Genomic DNA, 25,887 nt, shown 5'->3' with positions numbered 1-25,887 from the left:
AATGAGGATCCTGCTCACCAATGATGACGGGATTCACGCAGAAGGACTGCGGGTGCTTGAGGGCATCGCCCGCAGTCTCTCGGACGATGTCTGGATCGTAGCGCCTGAGACTGATCAGAGCGGCCTTGCCCACTCGCTCACACTGTCCGACCCATTGCGTCTGCGGAAGATCTCCGACAAGCACTTTGCAGTCCGTGGAACGCCGACCGATTGCGTCATCATGGGCATCCGGCACGTGCTCAAGGGCAAGCCCGACCTCATTCTATCTGGCGTCAATGCTGGTTCGAATCTTGCGGATGATGTGACCTATTCCGGCACGATTGCAGCCGCAATCGAGGGAACGATCCAGGGTGTCCGTTCCATTGCGCTCAGTCAGGCCTACAGGCATGACGCAGAAGGGCGGTTCATTCCCTGGTCGGTGGCCGCGCATCACGGTGCGGATCTGGTGCGCAAGATTCTCCCGATTGCTTTGCCGGAGGGAACCTTCCTGAATGTCAATTTCCCCGCCTGCGCGGAAGGTGAAGTTGAGGGACTTGATGTGACGACCCAGGGCAAAACGGATTTCGCGCTGATTGTGGATGAGCGTCAGGATGGCCGCGGAAATCCTTACTTCTGGCTGCGATTCAGCGACCGGAAGGGCCGTTTCATGGAAGGGACCGACATCGCTGCAGTGCGTGCCAACCGTATTTCCGTTACGCCTTTGCAGCTTGATCTGACAGATCATGCCGCATTGAAGAATCTGTCCGCCGCTTTGGGAGTTTCTCGTTGAAGACAGCGATGATCGAGAGGGAAGGTTTTGCCTCTCTGGTCCTTCGCCTGAGGGCGCAAGGCGTAACAGACCTCGATCTTCTCACAGCCTGCGAACAGACGCCGCGCACCCAGTTTGTTCCCTCGCAATTCGTAAGCGAAGCCTATTCAAGCCGCTCCATTCCGATTGACTGCGGCTCCTTCATGGAGGGCGCTGATCAGGCGGTTCGCATTCTGTCCAAACTGCAGTTGAAGCCGGGTCATCGTGTCCTGGAGATTGGCACAGGCAGTGGCTATCTGACGGCGGTCATGGCGCGCATAGCCGAGCGTGTGTTCTCTGTGGATCGCTTCCGAACCTTGATCTCCGGCGCCCAGGAGCGGGTCGATTCGCTGGGTCTGCGCAACGCTATCGTGCGGCAGGCGGATGGCATGAATGGGATGCAGGGTGAAGGTACCTTCGATCGAATTATCGCAACCGCCGCCTTTAGCGCTGTACCCCGTTTTTATGCCGATCAGTTGGTTCATGGGGGATCAATGATTGCCCCTATGGTCATTGATGAAGAGAACTGCATGATGGTGCGCCTGACGAAAACCGGCAGCCGTTTTGAACGTGAAGACCTTTTTCCAGTCAGCTATCTCCCGCTGGTCCCGCATATCGCGTCATATCTGTAAGCTTCAGCTAATAAAATTTCCGCGTCAGGTAGGCCCTGCGAAACGATTGCTTATTCATGGTTAGCAAATTGCGAAAAAAGTGAATCGTTCGGACGCGCCTTAACCGGTCAGTAAGACTAACGCGCTTTAATGATACCTACATTTAGTACTGTCGTTGTGTAGGTCGGGTCATGCGTTTGAAGAGTTCGTCGAACATGAGAAAGTCAGCCGTACGCGTTGCCGTAGCGGCCTTTCTGGCGAGTGCAGCAACGGGATGCAGTTCCGACGCGTCTCGCTTTACGGGTATCTTTGATAAGGATAACCTGACAACGGCATCTATCCCGCAGCGTCAGGGCGGCGGTGCCTATGGTGCTCCTCCAATTCCTGCTGAGGATGTTGGTACAGGTGGCCGATATCAGTCCGCTGCTGTCGCGCCGGCGCGGGCGCCCGTTGCCAATCAGGGCTATCAAAACTCTGGGGCGTATCCGGTCGCGAGCGCATCTCCGGTCCGCGCTGTTTCTTCGGCGCCAATCCAGCGTGCGCAACTTGCCCCGCCGACGGCACAGCCTCTGCCGCCCGCTCGTGACATGCAGACCCGTCAGGAAGCCATGGCGCAGCCAATGCCGCCGCGGGTTTCGTCTGCTCCTGCAATGAAGGCGCAGGCTCCGGCTGTGATGAGCGATGCTGTGACAACTGGCTCCACGCCAGCAGCGAATGGCTGGTCTGTCGGCAACGCTCCGAAGGTCACACTTCGTCCGGGTGAAACTGCGGCGACGCTTTCCAAGCGTTACGGTGTTCCGGAGCAGGAAATCCTGAAGGCCAACAATGGCCGCCTGGTCCCTGGTCAGATCGTCGTAATCCCTACCTACGCCAATCGTAGCAACCCGGCAAAGATGGCGGCTGGCGCTATTGATCTGCCAAAGAACAGCCCGCAGCCAGGTCCTGCCGATCAGAGCCAGAAGGTTGCTGTGGTGCCTGGTGCCCCGCCGCTGCGTGACAAGGCTCAGGCCGAGGCAGGCAAGTTGACGCCGCCCGCATCGGGTGGTCAGCCAGGCGCCGGCTCCTACACCGTAAAAGCAGGAGACAGCCTCGCGAAGATCGCACGCGCCACCAATACGCCGATCGACCAGTTGAAGGCCATGAACGGCATTACGGATGGCAATCTCAAAGTTGGCCAGACGCTTAAGGTTGGTGGTTCCGGAGATGCGGTCAAGACTGCCTCCATCCCGAGTAAGCCAGCCGACAAGCCCATGGCGGCTGTTGCTGACAAGGCGGAAGCTGCTGCTGCAAAGGCCGAAGCTGCCCAGCCAAAGGCACAGGAAAAGCCCGCGGCTGCACAGACCGCCAGCCTGAGCGATGTTCAGAACAAGATGGACAATACGACGCCTGCGCCAAGCTCCACCGGTATCGGAAAATATCGTTGGCCGGTCACTGGTGCGGTGATCGCTTCATTCGGCCAGAACGTTAACGGTAGCCGCAATGACGGTATCGATATCTCGGTTCCGGAAGGCACGCCGATCAAGGCTGCGGAAAATGGCGTCGTTATCTACGCAGGTAACGGTCTCAAGCAGCTTGGTAATACAGTCCTGATCCGCCATGACGATGGCAAGGTGACGGTCTACGGTCACGCGTCGAACATCTCGGTGTCTCGTGGCCAGAAAATCCAGCGCGGCCAGACGATTGCAACGTCCGGCATGAGTGGTGATGCGAAGCGCCCGCAAGTCCACTTCGAAGTCCGGAAGGACGCAAGCCCCGTGAACCCTTCGACTTATCTCGAATAGAGTAGTGCGTTTCGAGAGCTTGGAAGCCCGGCCGTCCTGAGGGACAGGCCGGGTTTTCTGCGTTCAGGCGCGGTCGAGAGGCTTGCGCAGTCGCCCGGCGAGGTCCTGAATATATTGCCAGGCGACGCGACCGGAGCGCCCACCTCGTGTCGTTGCCCATTCCAGCGCTTCGGCGTGAAGAACATCCTGCGTGATGCCCAGTTCGAAATGCTCGGCATAGGCATCGATCATCGCGAGATAGTCGGTCTGGTTGCACTTGTGGAAGCCAAGCCAGAGACCGAACCGATCCGACAGTGAGACTTTTTCTTCGACTGCTTCGGATGGATTGATCGCCGTCGACTGCTCGTTCTCCATCATGTGGCGTGGCAGGAGGTGGCGTCGGTTCGATGTCGCATAGAACAGAACATTGTCGGGACGTCCTTCAATTCCCCCGTCAAGTGCTGCCTTCAGCGACTTGTAGGCGGTATCATCGTGGTCGAAGGACAGGTCGTCGCAGAAAACGATCACACGTTTTCCGCTTTCTTTCAGAAGATCGAGGAGAGCAGGCAGTGAGGCGATATCCTCGCGATGAACTTCGATCAGCTTCAAATCCGGGTCGATGCTTGCATTGATGTCGGCATGCACGGATTTTACCAGCGACGATTTGCCCATGCCACGTGCGCCCCAGAGAAGGACATTGTTCGCCGGGAAGCCCTCCGCGAAGCGTTGTGTGTTTTCGTGAAGAATATCCCGGACGTGATCAACGCCGCGTATGAGCTTGAGGGAAACCCGGTTCGGCTTGCGCACCGGATGAAGCCGCTGATTGACAGGCTGCCAGACGAAGCAATCCGCAGCCGACCAGTCATTGATAGCCGGAGGAGGTCCCGCAAGTCTTTCCAGCGCGTTTGCCAGTCGCGTGATTTCCGCGAGCAGAGCAGCAGCATTATCCACGGACATTTGATCCTCCAGGCGCGTTTTCTGGTCTTACAGAGCATGTTTTGCAGCGGGTTAGCATGGCGTTTTGCAGGCCGAAAGGGTATTAGCCCTGAATTCGGTACTCTGCGTGTCGGTCGATCTGTTGCTTTTGTGCCAAGGGTAACTATAGTCCGGCCGCTCGAAACGGGGTGCCTCGTTCCGAATTTCTGGGAGTCATAGATGTTCATTACTGAAGCATTCGCCCAAGCCCAGGGCGCTGCGCCCGCTGGATCCGCCTTCGGTTCCGGCCTCGAAATGCTTTTCCTTTTCGCACCCCTGATGGTGGTCTGGTATTTCTTCCTGATCCGCCCGCAGCGCGCGCAGATGAAGAAGCGGCAGGAAACGCTTTCGAACATTCGTCGCGGCGATCAGGTTGTCATGGGTGGCGGGATCTCCGGCAAAGTCACCAAGGTTGTTGATGACAACGAACTCGAAGTGGAAATCGCGGAAGGTGTGCGTGTGCGCGTGATGCGTTCCTACGTCGCTGAAGTCCGCGTCAAGGGCGAGCCGGTCAAGACTGAAGCCGCCTAATTCTATCCTATCCGGAACGAGGCGCGCCTCATGGCGCGCCCGTTCGTATGAAATCAGAGTGTCGAGAGTTCCATGCTTTACTTCTCCCGCTGGAAAACGCTTTTTATTTGGTTCGTCATCGCTGTCAGCGCGCTGATCGCGGTTCCGAACCTTTTCAGTAACGAGCAGTTGGCGAAACTACCGCACTGGTTTCCGACCAAGAAGGTCACACTCGGCCTCGACCTGCAGGGCGGGTCGCACATCATGCTCAAGATCGAGCGTGCGGATATCCTCAAAGAGCGTCTCGAGACGATCGTCGGCGATGTCAGAAACGTGCTTCGCGAAGGCAACATTCGCTACGCGGGCCTGAGTGGGACCGGCCAGCAGATCCAGGTGCGCTTGACGGATGTCGCGCAGTTGGATGCTGCCAAGACGGCGCTACAGCCACTGACCAACCCGGTGTCCGCTGGAAGTTTTGGTGGTACGATCACCGAAGTGACGCTTCAGGATGAAGGTAACGGACAGCTTCGACTGAACCTCACAGACGCTGGCATCGAGTACCGCATGTCGTCTGCCCTGACGCAGTCGATTGAGGTCGTTCGCCGCCGCGTTGACGAGTTGGGTACGACAGAGCCGCTCATTCAGCGTCAGGGAACCGATCGCATCATTGTGCAGGTGCCGGGCCTGCAGGATCCTCAGCGCCTGAAGGCGCTGCTGAACCAGACCGCCAAGCTTTCCTTCCACATGGTTGACACGTCCATGCCGGTCCAGGAGGCGCTGAATGGCCGCCCTCCGGCCGCCTCGCAGATCATGTATTCCACGGATGATCCGGCAGTTCCCTATCTGGTTGAGCGCCGTGCACTTGTGTCTGGTGAGAACCTTGTCGATGCGCAGGCGAGCTTCAACCAGCAGAACAATGAGCCTGTCGTTACATTCCGCTTCGACTCGCGCGGTGCGCAGCGTTTTGCGCAGGCAACACAGCAGAATGTCGGTCGTCCCTTTGCGATTGTTCTCGACGATCAGGTTATCTCTGCTCCCGTCATTCGTGAGCCAATTGTCGGCGGATCAGGCCAGATCTCCGGTAACTTCACGGTTCAGGGTGCAAACGATTTGGCCGTTCTTCTGCGCGCTGGCGCCTTGCCTGCGACGCTGACTGTGGTTGAAGAGCGCACGGTTGGTCCGGGTCTCGGTGCAGACTCCATCCGTGCGGGCGTCATCGCCAGCATCATCGGCGCCGCATCCGTCGCCTTCTTCATGTTTGCATTCTATGGCTTTTTCGGCTTTCTGGCCAACGTCGCGCTCGCGGTCAACATCGTGATGATCCTTGCGGTTCTGAGTATGATCGGCTCAACGCTGACGCTCCCTGGTATTGCCGGTATCGTCCTGACCATGGGCATGGCGGTCGATTCGAACGTTCTCATCTACGAGCGCATTCGTGAGGAAGTGAAAAGCGGGCGAGCAATAATTCCTGCCATCGATAGTGGCTTCCAGCGCGCATTCGCGACGATCATCGATGCCAACCTCACAACTCTGATCGCTGCGGTGGTGCTCTTCTATCTCGGCTCTGGTCCGGTCCGCGGATTTGCCGTCACGCTGGCCATCGGTATCATCACCACGGTCTTCACAGCCTTCACCTTCACGAGCTGGATGTTCTCTCTCTGGATCCGCCGGTCGAAGCCGAAGGCGCTGCCGAAGGGGATACGGACTGGCATTTTCGACGGGCGTGGCCTGCCATTCATGTCGATCCGCAAATACAACTTCGGCATTGCGGCTGCCCTGTCCATCGCATCGCTTCTTGCATTTGCGACGGTTGGCATGAACCTCGGCATCGACTTCAAGGGCGGTTCGATCATCGAACTCAAGGCAAAGCAGGGCGATGCCGACATCGGCGATATTCGCGCCCGGCTTGATCAGTTGAACCTCGGAGAGGTCCAGGCGCAGGGCTTTGGCGGTACGCAGGACGTTCTGGTGCGTGTACAGGCGCAAGAGGGTGGTGAGAATGCTGAGCAATCTGCGCTCGAACGCATTCGCAACGAGCTTGGCACTGATTACGAATTCCGTCGCGTGGAAGTCGTCGGTCCGGCTGTATCGGGTGAACTATCCTACAGCGCGACGCTGGGTGTTGGAATCGCGTTGCTTTTCATTCTGGTCTACATCTGGTTCCGCTTCGAGTGGCAGTTTGCGGTAGGTGCGATCGTTGCGACGATGCACGATGTGATCCTGACGATTGGCCTCTTCGTTCTGACGGGCATCGAGTTCAATCTCACCAGTATCGCGGCGATCCTGACCATTGTCGGTTACTCGTTGAACGATACTGTGGTGGTCTATGACCGGATGCGGGAAAACCTTCGTCGCTATAAGAAGATGCCGTTGACCGAACTCATCGACATTTCCATCAACCAGACGCTGTCCCGCACGGTCTTGACCGGCCTGACAACGATGATTGCACTTTCCGCATTGTATCTGTTTGGCGGCGAGGTCATTCGCTCCTTCACCTTCGCAATGCTCTTCGGCGTGGCAATCGGTACATTCTCGTCCATCTATATCGCTGCACCGATCCTGATTGCCTTCCGTCTGCGGCCCGATGCCTTCAACAAGGAGGCAGGCGACGAAAAGGGGAAGAAGCCCGATAGCGTAGCCAGCGGAAAGCCGAGCGTTTAAAAGTGGCAAGAAACGTCGAAATCCGTGATGCACATTTTCCTGGTCGAGCACCCATCGATGCCTATGGCAACGGTGGATTCCGCTTTGCGGACATGTCTCATCGCGGATCGCTTCTCTGTCTTCCCTCGGGCATCTATGGTTGGGAGATGACAGAAGGAGCGCCGCTGGATGTCTCTGTGTTTGATCGTGCTCTGGCAGAGGCGGCCGATTTTGAATTTTTGCTCATCGGCACCGGTAGCGACATCCGTCCGATCCCGGCGCCGTTGAAGGCTGCCTTGCGAGCCAGGGGAATTTCGTCTGATCCCATGGGAACTGGCGCGGCGGTTCGCACGTATAACATCATGCTCAGCGAATCGCGTCCGGTCGCTGCAGCCCTGATTGCAATCTGATTACTGCCTTTAACGCACGGTGCGCGAGACGATGAGCGATCCGCTGGAAATCTGCCTCACCAGTTTGCGCGATACCGATCGGGATCGATATCTGGCTTGTCTTCTGTCGCCCACAGAGAAGCGCGGTTTTCTCGCCGCCCTCTATGCCTTCAATGCGGAAACCGCGCGTATCCGCGAGCTTACAAAGCAGCCGCTGGCGGGCGAAATTCGACTGCAATGGTGGCGTGATCTCCTTGAAGGGGATGCGAAGGGAGATGCGGCTGCCAATCCTGTGGCCTCAGGGCTGCTGAAGGCAATCGAGGTGTTCGACCTTCCGCGCCAGCCTCTGCTGAATATGCTCGATGCGCGCATCTTCGACCTCTATGACGATCCGATGCCGGATCGGTCCTCCCTTGAGGGCTATGCTGGTGAAACCGCCTCGGCATTGTTGCAACTCGCGGCGATGATCCTCGACCGCGAGGCCGCAACCGGCATCAGCGAGATCGCGGGCCATGCCGGTGTCGCCCAGGCCATTTCCGGCATCCTGTTGCTGATGCCTATTCATCGGCGTCGGGGGCAGGTTTATCTTCCGCAAGATATCCTTCGCGCGACCGGGCTGGATAGGGATATGCTTCTGCAGGCCGAAGGCGGGGGAAAACTTGACAATGCGATTCGCGCCTTCGTTGCTCTTGGACATGAGCATTTGGACAAGGCGCGTTCGGCTGGTGCTATTCCGAAAAACCTGATGCCCGCCTTCCTTCCCGTTAGCATTGTGCCGTCGATTCTGGCTCAGGCCGACCGGAAAGCAGGAAGCGTCTTGACCGATTTCTCCCCTTCGCCTCAATGGCTGCGCCAGATCCGGATGCTCAGAGGCCTTATCCGCAATCGTATTTGATCGAAGGCTGCGAAGCAGTTTGATCCACACTCGCGCAAGCCAAGGGATTTATTTTCCGGAAGCATTAGCTGCAGCAAGCAGATCTGATTCAATTATGAGAGCGATACCGGCATGAGTCTGAGTTTGATCATTTGGAGTCTCGTCTGCCTGGCTCTGGTCGCCGTCGCCTATTACGTCACCCGAATGGCCAAGGACGACGAAGACAGCCTGCACGACACCGGGCTTGCTATCCTGGAATTTGGTCGGGCCTTTCCCAACGAGGCCATTCGCAGCTTGCATCAGACTGTGGACGGTAACGCCATCTTTGTCCGCACGCATGAGAACAAGGCCGGTATCATGCGCAACCACCGTCGGCATTTTTCATGTCACCTCATTGAACCAGGTAGCGCACGCGTCACGCCGCTTGCCACGGGCAGGGGCTTCGAGATCGAATTTCTCGATGCCCCCAGCCAGAACGGGACATTCACTTTTGCAACCACGGAAGACGCAGCCGAAGTGTCGCTCTGGTTGCTCGGTAACATGCTCGCGACCCCAAAAGCTGGTTCAAGCTTCGACGGAAACCTCGACTCTAGCACGATCTGACGCCGGGAGATTGACGCCGAGCCAGTGCGCGCAGTCCTGAAGCGCACGCCGCGCCATCAACTGTCGTTTCATGATCGTCTTGTCTTTGCCCCTGAAGCGCTTCACGCCTTCCGGTTTGACAATCGATCCGGGCTCGAGCTCGGGAAACAGACCGAAATTGATGTTCATCGGCTGGAAAGAGCGCTTGCCGGGCTCATCCTCGGAGACGAGGTGACCTCCGGTGATGTGGTTCAACAACGAGCCCAGAGCCGTCGTAGCAGGCGGCGTCGAGATCTCGTGACCTGTGCGCTCCGCTGCTGCGAAGCGGCCGGCAAGCAAACCAATTGCCGCACTCTCAACATAGCCTTCGCAGCCTGTTATCTGGCCCGCAAACCGCAGTGTCGGCCTGCTCTTCAGCCTCAACGTATAATCCAGCAATGTTGGCGAGTGGATATATGTGTTTCGGTGCAAGCCGCCAAGGCGGGCGAACTCCGCGTTCTGGAGGCCGGGAATCATGCGGAAGATCTCGGCCTGAGCACCATATTTCAGCTTCGTCTGGAAGCCGACCATGTTGTAGAGCGTGCCCAGTGCATTGTCCTGCCGAAGCTGTACGACGGCGTAGGCCTTCACTGTTGGATTATGTGCATTGGTCAGACCCATGGGCTTCATCGGGCCGTGACGCAGTGTCTCGCGGCCTCGCTCTGCCATCACCTCAATGGGCAGGCAGCCGTCGAAATAGGGGGTGCCTTCCCATTCCTTGAAGCCGACCGTATCGCCCGCAATCAAGGCGTCCACAAACGCATCATACTGCTCTTTGTCCAAGGGGCAGTTGATGTAGTCCTTGCCATTGCCGCCGGGCCCCACCTTGTCGTAGCGGGACTGATACCAGCAGATATCCATATCGATGGAATCACGATGAACGATCGGGGCGATCGCATCAAAGAAGGCCAGCGAATCCTTGCCGGTTTCAGCCTGGATTGCGGAGGCAAGCGACGCCGACGTGAGTGGTCCGGTCGCGAAGATCGTGAGGCCCCAGTCCGCAGGCGGCAGACCTGCAACCTCTTCACGCACCACCGTGATCAGTGGATGTTCCTCAATTGCCTTTGTTACGGCGTCAGAAAATCCGTCGCGATCCACGGCCAGGGCGCCACCGGCGGGAACCTGATGCTTGTCGGCGCAGGCCATGATGAGGCTGCCCGCCAGACGCATTTCGGCATGAATAACCCCTACCGCATTGGCGGTTGCGTCGTCCGAACGGAATGAGTTGGAGCAGACAAGTTCTGCCAGTCCATCGCCCTTGTGAGCGTCGGTTCCACGCACACCGCGCATTTCATGCAGGATGACGGGCACACCAGCCTGCGCCAGTTGCCACGAAGCTTCAGATCCGGCCAGCCCGCCGCCAACCACATGAACAGGAGAATGAGTGCTTTTTGTCATGCGCGCGTCATTATCATGAGATCCCCGGATCGCCAACTGGAAGCAGTGCACCTAGCCGGCGCCGCAGGGCGAATGATGACTGGCCCTTCTATCGGGAGATCAGTGCATCATCGAGTTCGGTCGCCCGAACATGTGCGGCTCTTGGGGCAAGGCGGTCGACGTAACTCTCGAAGACGCCTCGCTTTTCAATCGTGCCAAACTGAAGCCCCCACATGAGGTGAGAACCGACATAAACATCGGCCGCTGAGAAACTCGAGCCTGCAATGTATTCGCGTTGTGCAAGATGCGCCTCCAAGGCGTTGAGAACCGCATCATAGGAACCGTAGCCAACAGAGCCCTGTCGCTCGCTTGGGACGACAAATCCAAGGCTCTGGTTGGTGATTGCTGCTTCCAGCGGCCCGGCTGCAAAGAACAGCCAGCGATAATAGTCGGCTCGCTGGTCAGTGGGCGGCGCAAGCCTCGCTTCGGGAAAGGCATCGGCGAGATAGGCACATATTGCGGCACATTCCGTAACCACCGCATCCCCATGCTTCAACGCCGGAACTTTGCCCATTGGGTTGATTGCGCGATACGCATCCGCCTTCATCTCCGGCCCATAATTCATGACAACCACGTCGTACGACGTGCCGATTTCCTCCAGCATCCAGCGCGCAATGCGTCCGCGCGACATGGGATTGGTATACAGTGTAAGCGACGCCACAATGATCCTCCTCTGAGTGTTTCTGTTTTGTTCCAGGCTAAATCATTGTGCAGGGATTGCAAGCCACAGAAACAAAAACGGCGCGGTCAAAGCCGCGCCGTCGAGTTTCGAAAAGGTAGGCGACTTATGCGCCCATGGCCTTCTGCAGGTTCTCGTCAATCTTGTCGAGGAAGGCAGTGGTCGAGAGCCAAGGCTGATCCGGACCGATGAGGAGCGCCAGGTCCTTGGTCATGAAGCCGTCTTCGACAGTTGCGACGCAAACGCTTTCCAGCGTGGAGGCGAAGCGAGCCAGTTCGGCGTTGTCGTCCAGCTTTGCGCGGTGTGCGAGACCACGGGTCCAGGCGAAGATCGAAGCGATCGAGTTCGTGGAGGTTTCCTGGCCCTTCTGATGCTGGCGATAGTGACGCGTAACCGTACCGTGTGCGGCTTCTGCTTCAACCGTCTTGCCATCCGGCGTCAGGAGAACGGACGTCATAAGACCGAGCGAACCGAAGCCCTGGGCAACCGTGTCCGACTGCACATCGCCATCGTAGTTCTTGCACGCCCAGACGTAGCCACCGGACCACTTCAGCGCGGAGGCAACCATGTCGTCGATCAGGCGGTGCTCGTAGGTGATGCCGGCATCCTTGAACTGATCCTTGAATTCAGCTTCGTAGACTTCTTCGAAGATGTCCTTGAAACGACCGTCATAGGCCTTGAGGATCGTGTTCTTGGTGGACAGGTAAACAGGCCACTTGCGCATCAGGCCGTACATCATGGAGGCGCGCGCAAACTCGCGGATCGACTCATCCAGGTTGTACATGGCCATGGCAACGCCGGCGCCAGGAGCGTTGAACACTTCCTTCTCGATGACCGTGCCGTCTTCACCGACGAACTTGATTGTCAACTTGCCCTTGCCCGGGAACTTGAAGTCTGTGGCGCGGTACTGGTCACCGAAGGCATGACGACCAACGACGATCGGCTGTGTCCAGCCCGGAACGAGGCGCGGAACGTTCTTGCAGATGATCGGTTCGCGGAAAATAACGCCGCCGAGGATGTTGCGGATCGTGCCGTTCGGGCTCTTCCACATTTCCTTAAGGTTGAATTCCTTTACGCGTGCTTCGTCAGGGGTGATCGTGGCGCACTTGATGCCAACGCCATACTTCTTGATGGCATTTGCCGCATCAACAGTAACCTGGTCGTTCGTCGCATCGCGGTTTTCAACAGAGAGGTCGTAATAGTCGATGTCGAGGTCGAGATAGGGGTGGATCAGCTTGTCTTTGATAAGCTGCCAAATGATGCGCGTCATTTCATCGCCGTCGAGATCAGCGACTGGATTTGCGACCTTGATCTTCTTCATATACCTGCCTCTTTGTCTGCGGGAGACGGAAGTTCCCAACTGTGGTGAACGGGTCTGGTGCGCTATAGCATTGACGCGTCGCAGTGCAAAGCGCTGGCAAACGATTTGCCATTGCCAAAAGGTGGAAGAGGGCTACGGTGCGCCATCTTTCTGCTTTTAGGATTCTCTACTCATGCGCATGCTTCCGATCGTCCTGCTCGCCACCGGTTTGGCAACCAACGTCTTTGCGGCGGATGTCACGGATCCCGTGAAGCAGGTGATGGACATGACCAAGTTCAACTGGGAGAGCGTTGATCAGGAGTGGAAGTACATCTTCGACAAGGATCCGCTCTCGAAGCTCTACAGCAAGCGCTTCCAGGACGCTTACAAAGAGGCATCCAAGCATCCGGCCTATGATACGGAAAACAATCAGCCGGGAGATCCCTTTGGCTATGATGTCATCACGAATTCACAAGATGGCTGCCCGCTGCAGGACATCAAGATCACGCCGGCCGCACCACAAAACGGCGTGACGGAGGTCAAGGTTTCCTTCAAGATGTGGACCTGTATTGATGATGCCCAGATCAAGGACGGAATAAGCGAAGTCAGCTTTGACATCATTACGGAAAACGGCAAAACGGTGATCGACGACATCCATCGGATTGGCGATGGCGAGAAGGACTCACTCCTTGCAGAGATGCAGGCTATCGCCAAGGGTCAGTGATCTGCCGCTCATGGCGAGGCCGGTTAAAGCAAGCATGCGCTGGATGTGATCGGCCTTGGTTCCTGAAGGGTGTCTGTGGCGCCAGTTCAGGGGTAGTTTGCATGTATTATCTTCGATTTGCTTATGTCGCCGCATCGCTTCTCGGATTCGCGGCCGCAGCCTCAGCCAACGAGCCGCTCGATCCGGTCAAGGCGGTGATGGAAGTCGCTGTCAAAGGGAAGGGGGAATACTTCGATCCCAATTCGCTCATGGCCCTCTACAGTCTTGCTTTCACGCGCGACATGGTCGCGGCCATGCTGAAGACCAAGGAAAAAGACGGCGAAATGCTGCTGGATTACGATCCGGTGATCGGCGGTCAGGACAATTGCCAGCTGAAGAATGTGACCTACAAGCAAGGCCAGCAGAAGGGCAAGAAAGTCACCGTCCGCGTGGAGTTTTCCGCCATGGGCTGCTTCGGCGATAAATCCGTTCGCCGCGTCGATTTCGATCTCGTGCAAGAGGGATATGCCGTCCCCACGCAATGGTATTTCGTTGATGACATTCGCCACGTCGAGAAGGACGGAAAGACCACGATGTCGCTTCGCCAGCAGTTAAAGGAAATGGCGGCCAACTAATCGAATCGCGTTTGTTTGAATCGTTGCCTTTGATTTTCCGGCGTTCTTGTGCCAGTGAACGCCTGAAAATCAACACGGCAAGGTTACCATGGCAGGCACAAACAGCGAGCGCGAACTTCTGGCAGAAGGCCCGGCTATCATCCTCGTTGAGCCTCAATTGGGCGAAAACATCGGCATGGTCGCGCGTGCCATGGCGAATTTTGGCCTGGCTGAGCTTCGCCTCGTTAATCCTCGCGACGGATGGCCAAGCGAGAAGGCGCAAGCCGCCGCTGCCAAGGCTGACCATGTCATCGAAGGTACGAAGGTTTACGAGACGCTGGATGAGGCGGTATCCGACCTCAACTTTGTGTTTGCGACGACCGCTCGCCAGCGGGACGGATTCAAGCATGTCCGTTCGCCGGTCACTGCGGCCAGCATGTTGCGGGAGCGGTTCAATGCGGCGGAAAAGACCGGCATCCTGTTTGGTCGCGAGCGCTGGGGCCTGACCAATGAAGAGGTGGCGCTGGCCGACGAGATCGTTACGTTTCCGGTCAACCCGGCCTTCGCTTCCCTTAACATCGCCCAGGCCGTTCTTCTGATGTCCTATGAGTGGATGAAAAGCGGGATGGAGGATATCGCCGCCACGCCATTTCAGGTGGTTGATCAGAAGCCTGCGACCAAGCAGCAGCTGTTTGGCTTCTTCAACCAGATCGAAGAAGCACTGGATGCGCGCAATTACTTTCATCCGCCCACAAAAGTGCCAAAGATGATCGACAACCTTCGCGCTGTCCTGTCGCGCCCCGGCTTTACAGAGCCGGAAATCAGCGTCCTTCGTGGCGTGATCACATCGCTTGATCAGTTCCAGCGCCGTTGGCCGAAAGGGAAAAAACCGGTCGATACCGGAGAGGGGAAGGCGGATGATGGAGCAGACGGCTGACCTCAAGCCAGTCCTGGTTTTTGATTCAGGCATCGGCGGTTTGACGGTTTTGCGCGAAGCGCGGGTCTTGATGCCAGAGCGTGGTTTCATTTACGTCGCAGATGACGCCGGATTTCCCTATGGCGGCTGGGAAGAGGGTGCTCTCAAGGAGCGTATTCTCAGCCTCTTCGCAAAATTATTGTCTCAGTATGAGCCGGAAATCTGCATCATTGCGTGCAACACAGCCTTTACGCTGGCAGGCGCCAATCTGCGAACTGCCTTCCCCCAAATGACATTTGTTGGAACCGTGCCCGCCATCAAGCCCGCAGCAGAGCGCACGCGCTCCGGCCTGGTGACGGTTCTGGCAACACCGGGAACCGTCCGGCGAGCTTATACTCGTGACCTGATCCAATCTTTCGCCAGCCAGTGTCACGTTCGGCTGGTCGGTTCCGAAAATCTGGCGCGGCTTTCGGAAGCCTACATTCGCGGCGAACCGGTCTCCGACGATGATGTCAGGGCAGAGATCGCTCCATGCTTTATCGAGAAGGATGGTGCCAAGACGGATATTGTCGTGCTGGCCTGCACACACTACCCCTTCATGGCCAATGTCTTTCGCAGACTTGCTCCTTGGCCGGTTGATTGGCTGGATCCAGCGGAGGCGATTGCCCGGCAAGCAAGGCGACTCGTTCCTGTGTCTCCACATCACGAACACCCGTCCGGCTTTGACTTTGCCTATTTCACATCCGGAAACCCCGGCTTTGCCACGCAGCGGCTTATGCAAGGCTTTGGTCTCAGCGTGCTGTGACGTTTAAGCGTTGCGCATTCGCAACAGAGACGCGATCTCGCATTCAATTTTGAGATGTAGTTCTTGCCGTCCGATCCGGGCTGTGAGAGTGTTTGGGCGTCCGCAACTCAAACAGGAGGCGATAATGACGACTATGTCCGTGCTTGTACGCCTTTCTGGTGGAAAAGCCCCGACCGCGCATACGATTCCGATGCGACGTCCAGGCTATATGGCTGGCTTTATTCACTAAAGCTTTTAAGTCTGCCTTTTGGCTTTCACCCAAACATCCGACGCTCAAGCAGTGAGTCAGCGCGTATTCGTTGCTGGCTGATGCGATCCGGCGTCCTTTCATCATTGTAGGATCTGGCTGTTGAGAGACACCAGAATAAAACGCTATGCGCAAATTGCACTCTGAGGTTGCTGAGCCTGTGGGTTTGGCAGTAAGCAAACTGTTCTATCAATTCGGGCTGTGGGCTGTCTTGTTGGCCCTGCTGAAAGCTGTGGTAACCCAAAGGCAGAAAACAAATGATCTTGCCCAGCTTTCTGATCGCATGCTCAAGGATATCGGTGCTTCGGTCGACGAAGATCATCTGCGCCCGAGAAAGTTCTCGTTGTGGGATATCCGTTTTTGATGGCAACAATCAAGGAAGATCTCGCCCGCTCGATGCGGGCGAGACAAAAACTCATACCGGTTCGTCTGCGCGGCAATACACACGGATACGATGGCCATCCGGGTCTTCTGCGGTAAAGGTCCGGCCGAAATCCATGCCTTCCGGGCGTTGAAGAATGGAAACATCCTTTGCCTGCCATGCGGCACAAATATCATCGACCTCTTGGTCTGTGTCGCACATCAGAACGATCTCTGAACTGCCGGCTTGACCGGATGTGGCAGGAGCGACATTTGCCGCTTTCCAGAGGCCGATCTTGAAGCCGCCAGCATAAACGAACATGGCAAAGGTTGGCGACTTTTCAACCGGTGGCCGATCGAGCAGCGCTTCGTAGAATCTGCTGCTGGCGTCGACATCACGAACGTGAAGCAGGACGAAACTTGCAGGCCGCATGATGGGATCTCCTTCGTTTCTGATGAAGGAGACCTACCAGCGCTCACTGACAGATTTTGTCAGTAGTCAGATCGCTTCGCCGATGGTTTGCATGTCACGCCATGTCCTCAAAAGCGCATTCTTTCGCTTCGGATAGCGTTCTTCCATGGCAGTAATGCGAATGATCCGGTCGGTTCGAAAATGGCGAAAGTCATTCCGCAGCTCGCACCACGCGGCAATGACACGGACCTGATCGAAAAAGCCAAGTGCAAAGGGCCAGATCTTCCGGTCGCTCGGCTCGCCTGACGCATCCTGATAGGATAACAACAGCTTGCGCTCCCTGCGAATAGCTGTTCGAATGAGCGTGATATCTTCGGCGCGATCATCCGTCACGACCGTGGGTCCTACAAGCAGAAGCGTGCTATCCAGCTGATCCTTCAGATCTTTCGGCAAAACTGCGGAGATGCGAGCAAGGGCATTGTCTGCGGCGGTACTCAGGCTTCCTCCCGTGCGCCGCGCTACCCAGCGCATGCCGAGCACAAGCGCCTCCAACTCGTCTTCGGAGAACATGAGAGGTGGCAGCAGAAACCCTGGCTTCAGCACATAGCCAATACCCGGTTCACCCTGGATATCGGCGCCTTGCGCACGCAATGTCGCAATGTCTCGATAAAGCGTCCGCAGGGAAACGTCGAGTTCCAGTGCGAGCGCTTCACCGCTGACGGGCAGGCGATGACGTCTCAGCATTTGGACAAGATCGAGAAGTCGATCAGTTCTGGCCACCTCGATACTCCAATAGTATGCTGACAATATTTGGCATGATAGCCGGTTGGAGCGATGTAGAGGAAGCGAAAATCTGCTCCCCATTTTTAGTCGTATCCCTCATTGCTCTGGACATGGATACTGGTCTCCTGCAGCCTGATTCCTGCAGTTGGAGGTGGTGTCATGTCTTTGGAAAACTGGCTGGCTTTCGTCGCAACCGCTGCGGTGGTTCTGGCCATTCCCGGCCCGACAATCTTGCTGGTGATTTCGTACTCGCTGACCCATGGCCGTAAGGTTGCTGGAGCGACAGTTGCAGGCGTGGCCCTAGGCGATTTCACAGCCATGACAGCATCTTTGCTGGGCCTTGGTGCGCTTCTGACAACCTATGCAAGCCTTTTTTCCGTCTTGAAATGGGTTGGTGCCGCTTACCTTATCTTTCTGGGAATCAAGCTCTGGCGTGCGCCGGTGCAGACAGCCGAAATCGATAATGCCGAGGCAGAAGCAGGTCTTAGACCCATGCGCATCTTTCTGCACACCTATACGGTCACTGCCCTGAACCCCAAAAGTATCATCTTTTTCGTGGCCTTCCTCCCGCAATTTCTCGACGTGAATCAGCCGTTTCTGGCGCAGATGGTAATCTTTGAAGTCACGTTCCTGGTTTTGGCAACGCTGAATGCCGGACTTTATGGGCTGCTGGCCTCAACCGCCAGAAACACGATCCGCAGCCCTCGCGTTCAGCGGGCAGTCAACCGGACTGGCGGAACTCTGTTGATCGGCGCCGGTTTTCTGGCGGCTGGCATGCGGCGAGCTGCTACCTAGGTTTTGTTAAAGAGAATTCTCTGTTGATCTCCGGGCTTTGAGCGGGATGCGAGTCGAATTGTCTGGTAAGGGTATTTCGATGTGCCTTGAGTCCGGCGCAGTCTTCAGCAGTTGATTGAGGTGAGTAGCGTGCAGGTAGGCATCGATATGGGAACTCTGTCCGGCGGACAGCCGGCCAAGCTCGATATCGAGGAGCTTCTGGCAACTCGTTTGCTTGTTCAGGGCAATTCCGGTTCCGGTAAGTCGCATTTGTTGCGGCGTCTCCTGGAACAGTCAGCTCCATGGGTCCAGCAGGTCATCATCGATCCAGAAGGTGATTTCGTCACTCTCGCCGATAAATACGGCCACATCGTCGTTGATGGCGAACGGACCGAAGCTGAGCTTGTCGGGATCGCGACACGTATCCGTCAGCACCGGGTGTCCTGCGTGCTGACGTTGGAAGGCTTGGATCTTGAAGAGCAGATGCGGGCAGCTGGCGCATTTCTCAACGGCCTCTTCGATGCTGATCGCGAATACTGGTATCCGGTTCTCGTTGTGGTGGATGAGGCGCAGATGTTCGCGCCGTCCGTCGGTGGCGATGTTTCGGAAGATGCCAGAAAGATGTCACTCGGCGCCATGACGAACCTGATGTGTCGCGGTCGAAAGCGCGGTTTGGCCGGGGTTATCGCGACTCAGCGCTTGGCCAAACTGGCCAAGAACGTGGCAGCTGAAGCCTCGAACTTCCTGATGGGGCGTACCTTCCTCGATATCGATATGGCACGCGCTGCCGACCTTCTGGGCATGGACCGGCGTCAAGCTGAAATGTTCCGAGACCTCAAACGCGGTAACTTCGTCGCCCTCGGTCCCGCACTTTCCCGCAGACCGCTGCCAATCGTCATCGGCTCCGTTGAGACGTCGGCGCGCTCCTCGTCCCCGAAGTTGATGCCCTTGCCGGATGCGCCGCAGGATGTGGAGGACCTGATCTTCACGCCCGATCCGGAAGAGTTCACCCGTCCTATCGTGCGGCGCACGCCGCCTGCACCGCGCCCAACGACGGATATTCTGGCTGAGCTATCCCGTTCGCCTCAGGCGGCCATGCCTGCCCCGGCAGAACCCGCCAAGCCCGCACAGCCGGAATTGACGGCGGAGCAGCGTGAGGAGCGGATTGCTGCCGTTCTCTCTGAGATCATTGACGATCCACAGGCGGCCTATCGCACCGATTCAGCTCTCTACCAGGACTTTCTGGTGCGTGCTCGCATGCGCCGCCTGCCCGGTACGCCCATGTCGATGAGTGAGTTTCGCAGACGGGTTGCCATCTCTCGCGCCGGTGTCGATGAAGAGACAGCGGCAACACCTGGCTGGCAGACGGCACTTGAGTTGTCAGCTCGTGTGTCAGACGATCTTCAAGGGGTCTTCCTGCTGATGGCCAAGGCTGCGCTGATTGGAGAGCCCTGTCCATCCGACATGCGTATTGCAAAGGCCTATGGAACGCATTCGGCGCGGCGTGCGCGGCGGCTTCTCGGTTATTTTGAGGAGCAGAATCTGATCGTCGTTCATGCAGATTTCTCGGGCAAGCGCATCGTGGCCTTTCCGGATCTCGACGTTCAGACCGCGCCCGGTGCCGCGGATGCGACCGATGATGAACCTGCCGCGGTCGATCGCTTCGCCGCGGAGTGAGAGAGACCCCTGAGGTCTCTCTCAAAAGTGGCGTCAAGCTGCGTGTTCTTCCCAGACCTTGACCAGTTCGACGATGGTTTTCACCGACGTTTCCATGTCCTGAACACTGACCCATTCCAGCGGGGAGTGATAGGCATGCCCGCCGGTGAAAATGTTAGGGCAGGGCAGGCCCATAAACGAAAGGCGTGATCCGTCTGTTCCGCCGCGGATGCTGGCAAGCTTCGGCGTCAGACCGACACGATTTGTCGCCTCGACAAGGTTTTCAACCACATCCGGATACTGGTCGAGAACGACCTTCATGTTTCGATATTGCTGCTTGACCGTGAATGTGAAGCTGGAGCCGGGATAGGACTTCAGAACATCCTCTGCAATGGAGCGAAGAAGGTCTTCCTTTTCGATCAGACCAGATTCTTCGAAATCCCTAATGATGAAACTGATACGGGCACTTTCCATGGCGCCGGAAATGCCAACCGGGTGAATGAAGCCCTGTCGTCCTTCGGTGGTCTCAGGTGTCTGATCCTGCGGCAGATTGGCAACGATGCGGCTGGCGATCTTTATGGCATTTTCCATCCGATTCTTTGCGGTGCCGGGATGCATCGCGACGCCGGTGATTTCGATTGTCACACCGTCGGCAGAGAAGGTCTCATTCTCGATTTCGCCGACTGTCGAGCCGTCCAGCGTATAACCAAACTTCGCCCCAAGCTTCTTGAGATCCACCTTGTCGGCACCGCGCCCGATTTCCTCGTCGGTCGTAAACAGGATCTTGACGGCTCCGCGCGGTATTTCAGGATGCTGAAGCAAATATTGTGCGGCCGTCATGATCTCGGCAATGCCTGCCTTGTCGTCAGCGCCGAGAAGCGTGGTGCCATCGGTCGTCACGATGTCATGGCCGATCTGGTTCCTGAGTTCCGGATGCTCGCTGACCTGAATGACCTGAGAAGTGTCACCCACCAAACGGATGTCTCCACCCTGATAGTTGCGCACGATCTGGGGCTTGACGTTGGTGCCCGTAAAATCCGGCGCCGTATCCATGTGGGAGCAGAAGCAGATAACGGGCACCTCTTTGCTGCTCGTCGCAGGGATGGTTGCATAGACATTGCCGTGCTCATCAAGGTGAGCGTCATCTAGGCCCAGTTCTCTGAGTTCTCGCTCCAGCAGTCGTCCCAGATTCTTCTGCTTCTCCGTGGAGGGTTGCGAACTGGACGTTGCGTCCGATTGGGTATCGATCACGACGTAACGCAGGAAGCGATCGAGGACGGTATGGTGTGTGGCAGTCATGGCAGGGCATCCGATTCGAATGTTCAGGATAAAAAAGCACTTGCGCATGAGTGCTCAAAAATCGGCTACCTGCAAACAAAAACCGCGCCGGTGAGGGCGCGGTTCGGAGTTTTGAGCGCACCGGATGTCAGTGCTTTGCTTCGATTTCCGGCTTCGTGTTCCGTGTTGCCCACAGGGAGCCCAGGATACCGGCGGCCAGGATGCCGATGGTGACTGTAAGCGAGACGACCGGCGGGATCTTGGCAAGGCCCAGCATATCCGCGAGGAAGATCTTGGAGCCAATGAAGATCAGGACGACCGACAAAGCATACTTGAGGTAGGCAAACCGGTGGATCAGTGCAGACAGTGCGAAGTACAAAGCACGCAGGCCGAGGATCGCGAAGATGTTCGACGTGTAGACAATGTACGGGTCAGTCGTGATCGCGAAAATTGCCGGGATCGAGTCGACCGCGAAGATAACGTCTGCCAGTTCAACCATCACAAGCGCAAGGAACAGCGGCGTGATGAAGGTCTTGAGTTTGCCCGTAGCAGGGTCGGTCTCACGCACGAGGAACTTCTCGTTGCGCAGTCCGTCGGTCACCGGCAACTTCCTGCGCAGGAACTTCAGGACCGGGTTCGACGCGACATCATATTCCTGATCGGCGGTCAAAAGCATCTTGATGCCCGTGATGATCAGGAAGGCTGCGAAGAGATAGAGAACCCAGCTGTAGTTTTCGACAATGGCCGCACCGGCGGCAATCATCACGCCGCGGAGTACGATAACGCCGAGAATACCCCAGAGAAGAACTCGGTGCTGATAGGCGCGAGGAATGGAGAAGTAGCCAAATATCATCGCTATGACGAAGATATTATCCATGGCCAGGCTTTTTTCGACCACAAATCCGGTCAGATATTCAAGGCCTGCCTGCTCGCCGCTCTGGAACCAGATCCAGCCGCCGAAGGCGAGGCCGAGCGCAATATAAAAAGCAGAAAGCGCGAAGCTTTCCTTGATGCCGATTTCGCGGCTATCCTTGTGGAGAACACCCAGGTCGAGGGCGAGTAGAACGAGGACGACTGCAACGAAGGTAAGCCACATCCAGAGCGGCTTGCCCAATAGATCGATGAAGAGAAAATCCATGACGGGTTATCCGAAGCCGGATCAAGTTGACTCTCTAGCACCGACATCACGGGTCGATCCGGCAATACACGTCAGAGGGGCCCGGTGCTGTGGACGTACATGGTTTTTCTCTCGCCAAGCTTCAAGAGTGAAAATCAAAAAATAATCACCTCGATTTCACTTTAGTGAATGCTTTATTTATAGTTGTGTATCGCGCGTGCGTTGCTGAGGGGAGGAAGCGGTTGACATTTCTTCATCAGCCCCCTAAAGACCGGGCCAACACGGGGTGGCAACGCCCGGTGTTTCATTGACATGTCCCGTGGCTGTCTCCGGACGCTCTGTGAGAAGCCTGTCAGAGCCATCGCAAGATGTTGCTCTTAGGAGGGCGTGTTTCCTCTGGTCCGGTCTGGCGACAGACCGGTCTGTTTACGTTGGAAGGAAATACGATGAGCAAGCGCGCGTCGTCCAAGTACAAAATCGATCGCCGTATGGGCGAAAACATCTGGGGTCGTCCGAAGTCCCCGGTTAACCGTCGCGAATACGGTCCTGGCCAGCACGGTCAGCGCCGCAAGGGCAAGCTGTCCGACTTCGGTGTTCAGCTCCGCGCCAAGCAGAAGCTCAAGGGTTACTACGGTGACCTTCGCGAGAAGCAGTTCCGTTCGATCTACGACGAAGCCAACCGTCGCAAGGGCGATACCGGTGAAAACCTGATCGGCCTGCTCGAGTCGCGCCTCGACGCGATCGTTTATCGCGCAAAGTTCGTTCCGACCATCTGGGCTGCTCGTCAGTTCGTCAACCATGGTCACGTGACCGTCAACGGCGTTCGCGTCAACATCGGTTCCTACCGTTGCAAGGCCGGCGACGTTATTGAAGTTCGCCAGAAGTCCAAGCAGCTTGTTACGGTTCTCGAAGCCGTTCAGCTCGCAGAGCGTGACGTTCCGGACTACATCGAAGTTGATCACAACAAGATGGTTGCCACCTACGTTCGCGTTCCGACCCTGTCCGACGTTCCTTACGCAGTGATCATGGAACCGAACCTCGTCGTCGAATTCTATTCGCGCTAATAGCTACGAAAAAGGCGGCCATGGGCCGCCTTTTTTGCAGGATGAATTGAAGCCGCCCCTTACGAGGCGGCTTTTTTCTTGGGCTTCAGGGGCATGTCCTGCGGGCTCACGGTATTGGCGGTATCTGTCGGCTGCGCTGTCGCGACCGGCGCCTCCTTTGGCCCTTCTCCCATACGATTCCAGGCATCCAGTCCCGCGATCTTGTAGGCTTCCGCAAGCGTTGGGTAATTGAACGTGTTCTCGACAAAGTACTCGACGGTGCCTTTGAGGTTCAAAACGGCCTGTCCGATGTGAACCAGTTCGGTCGCGCCTTCGCCGACGATGTGAACGCCCAGCAGGCGGCGTGTCTTCAGTGAGAAGATCATCTTCAGCATGCCGGTATCGAGGCCCATGATGTGACCGCGAGAGGTTTCGCGGAAATGGGCAATGCCGGTCTCATAGGGAATGCCGCGCTGAAGAACTTCTTCTTCGGAAAGCCCGCAGGTGGAAATTTCCGGCACCGCATAAATGCCGTAGGGAAAATATTGTGGTGGCTCGCTGGCGGGTACGCCAACCGCGTGCCGCGCCGCGATTCGACCCTGCTCCATCGAGGTGGATGCAAGACTCGGAAAGCCGACGACATCACCCGCCGCATAGATGTGCGGAACGGAAGTCTGGAATGTTTCGGGATCAACCTTCAGCCGACCCCTGTTGTCGGCCTCCAGCCCAGCTGCGGCCAGGTTCAGCGTGTCCGTCGCTCCAACGCGCCCCGCTGCGAAGAGAACCATTTCCGCCTGGAGACTGCGACCGCTTTTCAGTGTGACGCGGCATTTTCCGCCATTCGGTTCGCGCTCGACCGATTCGACTGTTTGGCCGAAAATGAGCTTCATGTTGCGGTCGCGCAGCTGGTAGGTAAAGTCTTCGACAATTTCCTTGTCGATGAAATCCAGCATTGTCTCACGGGGCTCAACGACCGTGACCTGCGTATCGAGAGCGCTGAATATGGTGGCGTATTCGATCCCGATAACGCCTGCACCAACGACAATCAGTGACCGCGGGACCCGCTTGATCTCCAAAAGTTCGTCGCTGTCGAGGACAGCTTCGTCATCGAAGGGAATGTGGGGAGGGCGGTAGGGACGGGTACCGACGGCGAGCAGAACCGATGCCGTCGTGACGCGAAGCATCTCGCCATCACTCTTGGCGATTTCAAGCGTGTGCGAATCGACGAACTGAGCCCGTCCACGCATCTGTTGAACCCTGTTCCGGGCAAACTGATGCTCGAGCACCTCAACTTCATGGTCGAGCGTTATCAGCAGGCGGCGGCGCAAGTCTTCCGCGCTGATTTCCTGTTTGACCCGATAGGCGCGCCCGTAGAAGCCACGCTCCCGCCAGCCGGTCAAATTCAGCGCCGTCTCGCGAAGCGTCTTGGAGGGGATCGTTCCAGTGTGCACCGACACACCACCGACGCGCCGTCCCTGCTCGACAACAAGCACCCGCTTTTCCAGCTTGGCAGCCTGAATTGCAGCTCTTCTGCCTGCAGGTCCACTACCGATGACGACCAGATCGTATTGATACATGATGAGCCTCGTTGCGTGTTGCGGTCTCTATTGCACCGCAACATCCGTATTACGTCAAATATAACCTGCAATTCTAACCAATTCCTGACGCGCTTGGTTTCCGACAAGTCAGTGGGAGCCGCGAGCGGAGCGGCTTCGCACAAACAATGTGCATTGCACAAACTTGTCCATATTTTAGCTTGACACAATAAAGACATGATACCACAAATGAACCAATCCAAGAATTGGTTCACACAATGGTCCAGAACATCCCGCCGCCAGACAATGCAAATTACGCGCTCGAAAAGCTGCGTGAACTGTTGCGTGACGGGAAGGTGGCCGCCGATGGGAAGCTGCCAACCGAACGCAACCTTTCGGAAATGCTGGGTGTCGGAAGACGAGCGATCCGTCGGGCACTGGAGGTTCTGGAGGCGGAAGGCGAGGTTTGGCGCAGGCAGGGATCAGGTACATTTGTTGGTCAAAGGCCTGGCAACTGGTCTGGAAACGTCGATGCCATCGTAGCCGGAACGGACTTCATGGAAATCATGGAGGTTCGCCTGCGGATCGAGCCGCAACTGGCGCAACTGGCGGCCATGCGCGCGAAACCCGCTGAATTGGTTCGCATGCGTGAGTTGGCTCGAAAGATTCGCGAGAGCGAAGACGCGGACGCCCGCGAGCTCTGGGATGGCGCGTTGCATCGCCAGATTGCTCAAAGCGCCCGCAACCAGCTTTTTCTGACCATTTTCGACGTGATGAACCACGTTCGTCAGGACGAAGCCTGGCAGACCATTCGCGAGCGCGCCCGGTCAGGCACAGCAATCACCATGGCCTATGCGCAGCATGAAGACATCATCGAAGCGATTGCAGCGCGTGATCCGGCGCGCGCGGGAGAAACGATGCGTCAGCATTTGTTGATGCTGCAGGAGCGCCTCATCCGTGAAACCTCGCTTGACCACGAGCCTGCTGACATAGGCCAGCAGGCTTCCTGAGACATTCAAACCGGCGGCAACAAGCCGGAAGATCCGAACCAATTGAACCAA

The 25,887-nt window shown here is 57.0% G+C and carries 26 protein-coding genes; 17 read left to right on the top strand and 9 right to left on the bottom strand.

What is annotated here, in order from left to right:
- Position 1 precedes the first annotated feature (1 nt).
- The 3 genes from surE to G6N80_RS19260 all read left to right on the top strand — a co-directional run bounded on the left by surE (position 2) and on the right by G6N80_RS19260 (position 3,179).
- On the top strand, positions 2-769 hold the full coding sequence (gene surE / locus G6N80_RS19270) for a 5'/3'-nucleotidase SurE (RefSeq protein WP_165136128.1): 768 nt from the start codon (positions 2-4) through the stop codon (positions 767-769).
- Between the two features lie 8 nt (positions 770-777).
- Positions 778-1,419 carry a protein-L-isoaspartate(D-aspartate) O-methyltransferase gene (locus G6N80_RS19265; protein WP_062554638.1) on the top strand — a complete coding sequence of 214 codons (642 nt, stop codon included), beginning with the start codon at positions 778-780 and terminating at the stop codon, positions 1,417-1,419.
- A gap of 194 nt (positions 1,420-1,613) precedes the next feature.
- Positions 1,614-3,179 (top strand): peptidoglycan DD-metalloendopeptidase family protein, encoded by a 1,566-nt coding sequence (locus G6N80_RS19260; RefSeq protein ID WP_246251441.1) that lies wholly within the window; start codon positions 1,614-1,616, stop codon positions 3,177-3,179.
- A gap of 63 nt (positions 3,180-3,242) precedes the next feature.
- Here the strand turns inward: G6N80_RS19260 and G6N80_RS19255 are convergent, their stop codons facing one another.
- Positions 3,243-4,115, bottom strand: coding sequence for an ATP-binding protein (locus G6N80_RS19255; protein ID WP_165136122.1), 873 nt, complete (start codon positions 4,113-4,115; stop codon positions 3,243-3,245).
- A 198-nt stretch (positions 4,116-4,313) separates the two neighbouring features.
- Here G6N80_RS19255 and yajC point away from each other — a divergent pair, with 198 nt between their 5' ends.
- The 5 genes from yajC (at position 4,314) to G6N80_RS19230 (ending at position 9,149) form a co-directional block, all read left to right on the top strand.
- On the top strand, positions 4,314-4,664 hold the full coding sequence (gene yajC / locus G6N80_RS19250; RefSeq protein ID WP_062554635.1) for a preprotein translocase subunit YajC: 351 nt from the start codon (positions 4,314-4,316) through the stop codon (positions 4,662-4,664).
- 72 nt (positions 4,665-4,736) lie between these two features.
- Entirely contained in the window at positions 4,737-7,304 is a 2,568-nt protein-coding gene (secDF, locus tag G6N80_RS19245; RefSeq protein WP_062554634.1) for a protein translocase subunit SecDF, read from the top strand.
- A 2-nt stretch (positions 7,305-7,306) separates the two neighbouring features.
- Positions 7,307-7,693 (top strand): Mth938-like domain-containing protein, encoded by a 387-nt coding sequence (locus tag G6N80_RS19240; RefSeq protein ID WP_062554633.1) that lies wholly within the window; start codon positions 7,307-7,309, stop codon positions 7,691-7,693.
- Between the two features lie 31 nt (positions 7,694-7,724).
- The gene (locus tag G6N80_RS19235) at positions 7,725-8,567 is read left to right on the top strand and encodes a phytoene/squalene synthase family protein (protein ID WP_165136119.1); all 843 of its coding nucleotides are present in this window, start codon (positions 7,725-7,727) and stop codon (positions 8,565-8,567) included.
- A 117-nt stretch (positions 8,568-8,684) separates the two neighbouring features.
- On the top strand, positions 8,685-9,149 hold the full coding sequence (locus G6N80_RS19230; protein ID WP_165137202.1) for a hypothetical protein: 465 nt from the start codon (positions 8,685-8,687) through the stop codon (positions 9,147-9,149).
- On the opposite strand, the gene trmFO is transcribed toward G6N80_RS19230, so the two are convergent.
- The 3 genes from trmFO to G6N80_RS19215 form a co-directional block, all read right to left on the bottom strand.
- Positions 9,111-10,565 carry a methylenetetrahydrofolate--tRNA-(uracil(54)-C(5))-methyltransferase (FADH(2)-oxidizing) TrmFO gene (gene trmFO, locus G6N80_RS19225; protein ID WP_165136116.1) on the bottom strand — a complete coding sequence of 485 codons (1,455 nt, stop codon included), beginning with the start codon at positions 10,563-10,565 and terminating at the stop codon, positions 9,111-9,113. The two genes, G6N80_RS19230 and trmFO, sit on opposite strands and share 39 nt — an antisense overlap.
- A gap of 88 nt (positions 10,566-10,653) precedes the next feature.
- Positions 10,654-11,265 carry a glutathione S-transferase family protein gene (locus G6N80_RS19220; RefSeq protein WP_206531706.1) on the bottom strand — a complete coding sequence of 204 codons (612 nt, stop codon included), beginning with the start codon at positions 11,263-11,265 and terminating at the stop codon, positions 10,654-10,656.
- 124 nt (positions 11,266-11,389) lie between these two features.
- Entirely contained in the window at positions 11,390-12,604 is a 1,215-nt protein-coding gene (locus tag G6N80_RS19215; RefSeq protein WP_062554629.1) for an NADP-dependent isocitrate dehydrogenase, read from the bottom strand.
- A 172-nt stretch (positions 12,605-12,776) separates the two neighbouring features.
- Here G6N80_RS19215 and G6N80_RS19210 point away from each other — a divergent pair, with 172 nt between their 5' ends.
- The 5 genes from G6N80_RS19210 to G6N80_RS19190 all read left to right on the top strand — a co-directional run bounded on the left by G6N80_RS19210 (position 12,777) and on the right by G6N80_RS19190 (position 16,232).
- On the top strand, positions 12,777-13,307 hold the full coding sequence (locus tag G6N80_RS19210; RefSeq protein WP_062554628.1) for a hypothetical protein: 531 nt from the start codon (positions 12,777-12,779) through the stop codon (positions 13,305-13,307).
- 101 nt (positions 13,308-13,408) lie between these two features.
- Positions 13,409-13,921 (top strand): hypothetical protein, encoded by a 513-nt coding sequence (locus G6N80_RS19205; RefSeq protein WP_062554627.1) that lies wholly within the window; start codon positions 13,409-13,411, stop codon positions 13,919-13,921.
- Between the two features lie 88 nt (positions 13,922-14,009).
- The gene (locus G6N80_RS19200) at positions 14,010-14,837 is read left to right on the top strand and encodes an RNA methyltransferase (protein WP_062554626.1); all 828 of its coding nucleotides are present in this window, start codon (positions 14,010-14,012) and stop codon (positions 14,835-14,837) included.
- A complete protein-coding gene (murI, locus tag G6N80_RS19195; protein WP_165136113.1) occupies positions 14,818-15,621 on the top strand; it encodes a glutamate racemase in 804 nt (267 codons plus the stop codon). The genes G6N80_RS19200 and murI overlap by 20 nt, the downstream gene beginning before the upstream one ends.
- A 374-nt stretch (positions 15,622-15,995) precedes the next feature.
- Positions 15,996-16,232: a YjiS-like domain-containing protein gene (locus tag G6N80_RS19190; RefSeq protein WP_062554624.1), complete on the top strand. Its 237-nt coding sequence runs from the start codon at positions 15,996-15,998 to the stop codon at positions 16,230-16,232.
- A 51-nt stretch (positions 16,233-16,283) separates the two neighbouring features.
- Here G6N80_RS19190 and G6N80_RS19185 read toward each other — a convergent pair whose 3' ends face one another.
- Positions 16,284-16,661: a VOC family protein gene (locus G6N80_RS19185; protein ID WP_165136110.1), complete on the bottom strand. Its 378-nt coding sequence runs from the start codon at positions 16,659-16,661 to the stop codon at positions 16,284-16,286.
- A gap of 66 nt (positions 16,662-16,727) precedes the next feature.
- Positions 16,728-17,420 carry a helix-turn-helix transcriptional regulator gene (locus tag G6N80_RS19180; protein WP_062554622.1) on the bottom strand — a complete coding sequence of 231 codons (693 nt, stop codon included), beginning with the start codon at positions 17,418-17,420 and terminating at the stop codon, positions 16,728-16,730.
- A gap of 162 nt (positions 17,421-17,582) precedes the next feature.
- On the opposite strand from G6N80_RS19180, the gene G6N80_RS19175 reads away from it, so the two are divergent.
- Together G6N80_RS19175 and G6N80_RS19170 are read left to right on the top strand one after the other, a co-directional pair.
- Entirely contained in the window at positions 17,583-18,218 is a 636-nt protein-coding gene (locus G6N80_RS19175) for a LysE family translocator (RefSeq protein WP_165136107.1), read from the top strand.
- Between the two features lie 129 nt (positions 18,219-18,347).
- A complete protein-coding gene (locus G6N80_RS19170; RefSeq protein WP_062554620.1) occupies positions 18,348-19,874 on the top strand; it encodes a helicase HerA domain-containing protein in 1,527 nt (508 codons plus the stop codon).
- Between the two features lie 33 nt (positions 19,875-19,907).
- On the opposite strand, the gene pepT is transcribed toward G6N80_RS19170, so the two are convergent.
- Both pepT and G6N80_RS19160 read right to left on the bottom strand, forming a co-directional pair.
- Positions 19,908-21,152 carry a peptidase T gene (pepT, locus tag G6N80_RS19165; RefSeq protein WP_165136104.1) on the bottom strand — a complete coding sequence of 415 codons (1,245 nt, stop codon included), beginning with the start codon at positions 21,150-21,152 and terminating at the stop codon, positions 19,908-19,910.
- Between the two features lie 127 nt (positions 21,153-21,279).
- The gene (locus tag G6N80_RS19160) at positions 21,280-22,269 is read right to left on the bottom strand and encodes a TerC family protein (protein WP_062554619.1); all 990 of its coding nucleotides are present in this window, start codon (positions 22,267-22,269) and stop codon (positions 21,280-21,282) included.
- 425 nt (positions 22,270-22,694) lie between these two features.
- Here G6N80_RS19160 and rpsD point away from each other — a divergent pair, with 425 nt between their 5' ends.
- Positions 22,695-23,312: a 30S ribosomal protein S4 gene (gene rpsD, locus G6N80_RS19155; protein ID WP_062554618.1), complete on the top strand. Its 618-nt coding sequence runs from the start codon at positions 22,695-22,697 to the stop codon at positions 23,310-23,312.
- Between the two features lie 59 nt (positions 23,313-23,371).
- Here the strand turns inward: rpsD and sthA are convergent, their stop codons facing one another.
- On the bottom strand, positions 23,372-24,868 hold the full coding sequence (gene sthA / locus G6N80_RS19150) for a Si-specific NAD(P)(+) transhydrogenase (protein ID WP_165136101.1): 1,497 nt from the start codon (positions 24,866-24,868) through the stop codon (positions 23,372-23,374).
- Positions 24,869-25,104: 236 nt separating this feature from the next.
- Between sthA and G6N80_RS19145 the strand changes: the two genes are divergently transcribed.
- Positions 25,105-25,836, top strand: coding sequence for a FadR/GntR family transcriptional regulator (locus G6N80_RS19145; protein ID WP_062554616.1), 732 nt, complete (start codon positions 25,105-25,107; stop codon positions 25,834-25,836).
- The last annotated feature ends 51 nt before the right edge of the window (positions 25,837-25,887 follow it).

This window comes from Rhizobium rhizoryzae, from assembly GCF_011046895.1.
GTDB classification, from domain to species: Bacteria; Pseudomonadota; Alphaproteobacteria; order Rhizobiales; family Rhizobiaceae; genus Neorhizobium; species Neorhizobium rhizoryzae.
Note: the sequence above shows the minus strand (reverse complement) of the source record. Positions and strands in the feature narration are given on the sequence as shown.

Excerpts from the sequence above, each read along its gene's own strand:
- surE (WP_165136128.1), top strand. The coding sequence starts at position 2 with ATGAGGATCCTGCTCACCAATGATGACGGGATTCACGCAGAAGGACTG.
- G6N80_RS19265 (WP_062554638.1), top strand. The coding sequence starts at position 778 with ATGATCGAGAGGGAAGGTTTTGCCTCTCTGGTCCTTCGCCTGAGGGCG.
- G6N80_RS19260 (WP_246251441.1), top strand. The coding sequence starts at position 1,614 with ATGAGAAAGTCAGCCGTACGCGTTGCCGTAGCGGCCTTTCTGGCGAGT.
- G6N80_RS19255 (WP_165136122.1), bottom strand. The coding sequence starts at position 4,115 with ATGTCCGTGGATAATGCTGCTGCTCTGCTCGCGGAAATCACGCGACTG.
- yajC (WP_062554635.1), top strand. The coding sequence starts at position 4,314 with ATGTTCATTACTGAAGCATTCGCCCAAGCCCAGGGCGCTGCGCCCGCT.
- secDF (WP_062554634.1), top strand. The coding sequence starts at position 4,737 with ATGCTTTACTTCTCCCGCTGGAAAACGCTTTTTATTTGGTTCGTCATC.
- G6N80_RS19235 (WP_165136119.1), top strand. The coding sequence starts at position 7,725 with ATGAGCGATCCGCTGGAAATCTGCCTCACCAGTTTGCGCGATACCGAT.
- trmFO (WP_165136116.1), bottom strand. The coding sequence starts at position 10,565 with ATGACAAAAAGCACTCATTCTCCTGTTCATGTGGTTGGCGGCGGGCTG.
- G6N80_RS19215 (WP_062554629.1), bottom strand. The coding sequence starts at position 12,604 with ATGAAGAAGATCAAGGTCGCAAATCCAGTCGCTGATCTCGACGGCGAT.
- G6N80_RS19210 (WP_062554628.1), top strand. The coding sequence starts at position 12,777 with ATGCGCATGCTTCCGATCGTCCTGCTCGCCACCGGTTTGGCAACCAAC.
- G6N80_RS19205 (WP_062554627.1), top strand. The coding sequence starts at position 13,409 with ATGTATTATCTTCGATTTGCTTATGTCGCCGCATCGCTTCTCGGATTC.
- G6N80_RS19200 (WP_062554626.1), top strand. The coding sequence starts at position 14,010 with ATGGCAGGCACAAACAGCGAGCGCGAACTTCTGGCAGAAGGCCCGGCT.
- murI (WP_165136113.1), top strand. The coding sequence starts at position 14,818 with ATGATGGAGCAGACGGCTGACCTCAAGCCAGTCCTGGTTTTTGATTCA.
- G6N80_RS19190 (WP_062554624.1), top strand. The coding sequence starts at position 15,996 with ATGCGCAAATTGCACTCTGAGGTTGCTGAGCCTGTGGGTTTGGCAGTA.
- G6N80_RS19185 (WP_165136110.1), bottom strand. The coding sequence starts at position 16,661 with ATGCGGCCTGCAAGTTTCGTCCTGCTTCACGTTCGTGATGTCGACGCC.
- G6N80_RS19175 (WP_165136107.1), top strand. The coding sequence starts at position 17,583 with ATGTCTTTGGAAAACTGGCTGGCTTTCGTCGCAACCGCTGCGGTGGTT.
- pepT (WP_165136104.1), bottom strand. The coding sequence starts at position 21,152 with ATGACTGCCACACACCATACCGTCCTCGATCGCTTCCTGCGTTACGTC.
- G6N80_RS19160 (WP_062554619.1), bottom strand. The coding sequence starts at position 22,269 with ATGGATTTTCTCTTCATCGATCTATTGGGCAAGCCGCTCTGGATGTGG.
- rpsD (WP_062554618.1), top strand. The coding sequence starts at position 22,695 with ATGAGCAAGCGCGCGTCGTCCAAGTACAAAATCGATCGCCGTATGGGC.
- sthA (WP_165136101.1), bottom strand. The coding sequence starts at position 24,868 with ATGTATCAATACGATCTGGTCGTCATCGGTAGTGGACCTGCAGGCAGA.
- G6N80_RS19145 (WP_062554616.1), top strand. The coding sequence starts at position 25,105 with ATGGTCCAGAACATCCCGCCGCCAGACAATGCAAATTACGCGCTCGAA.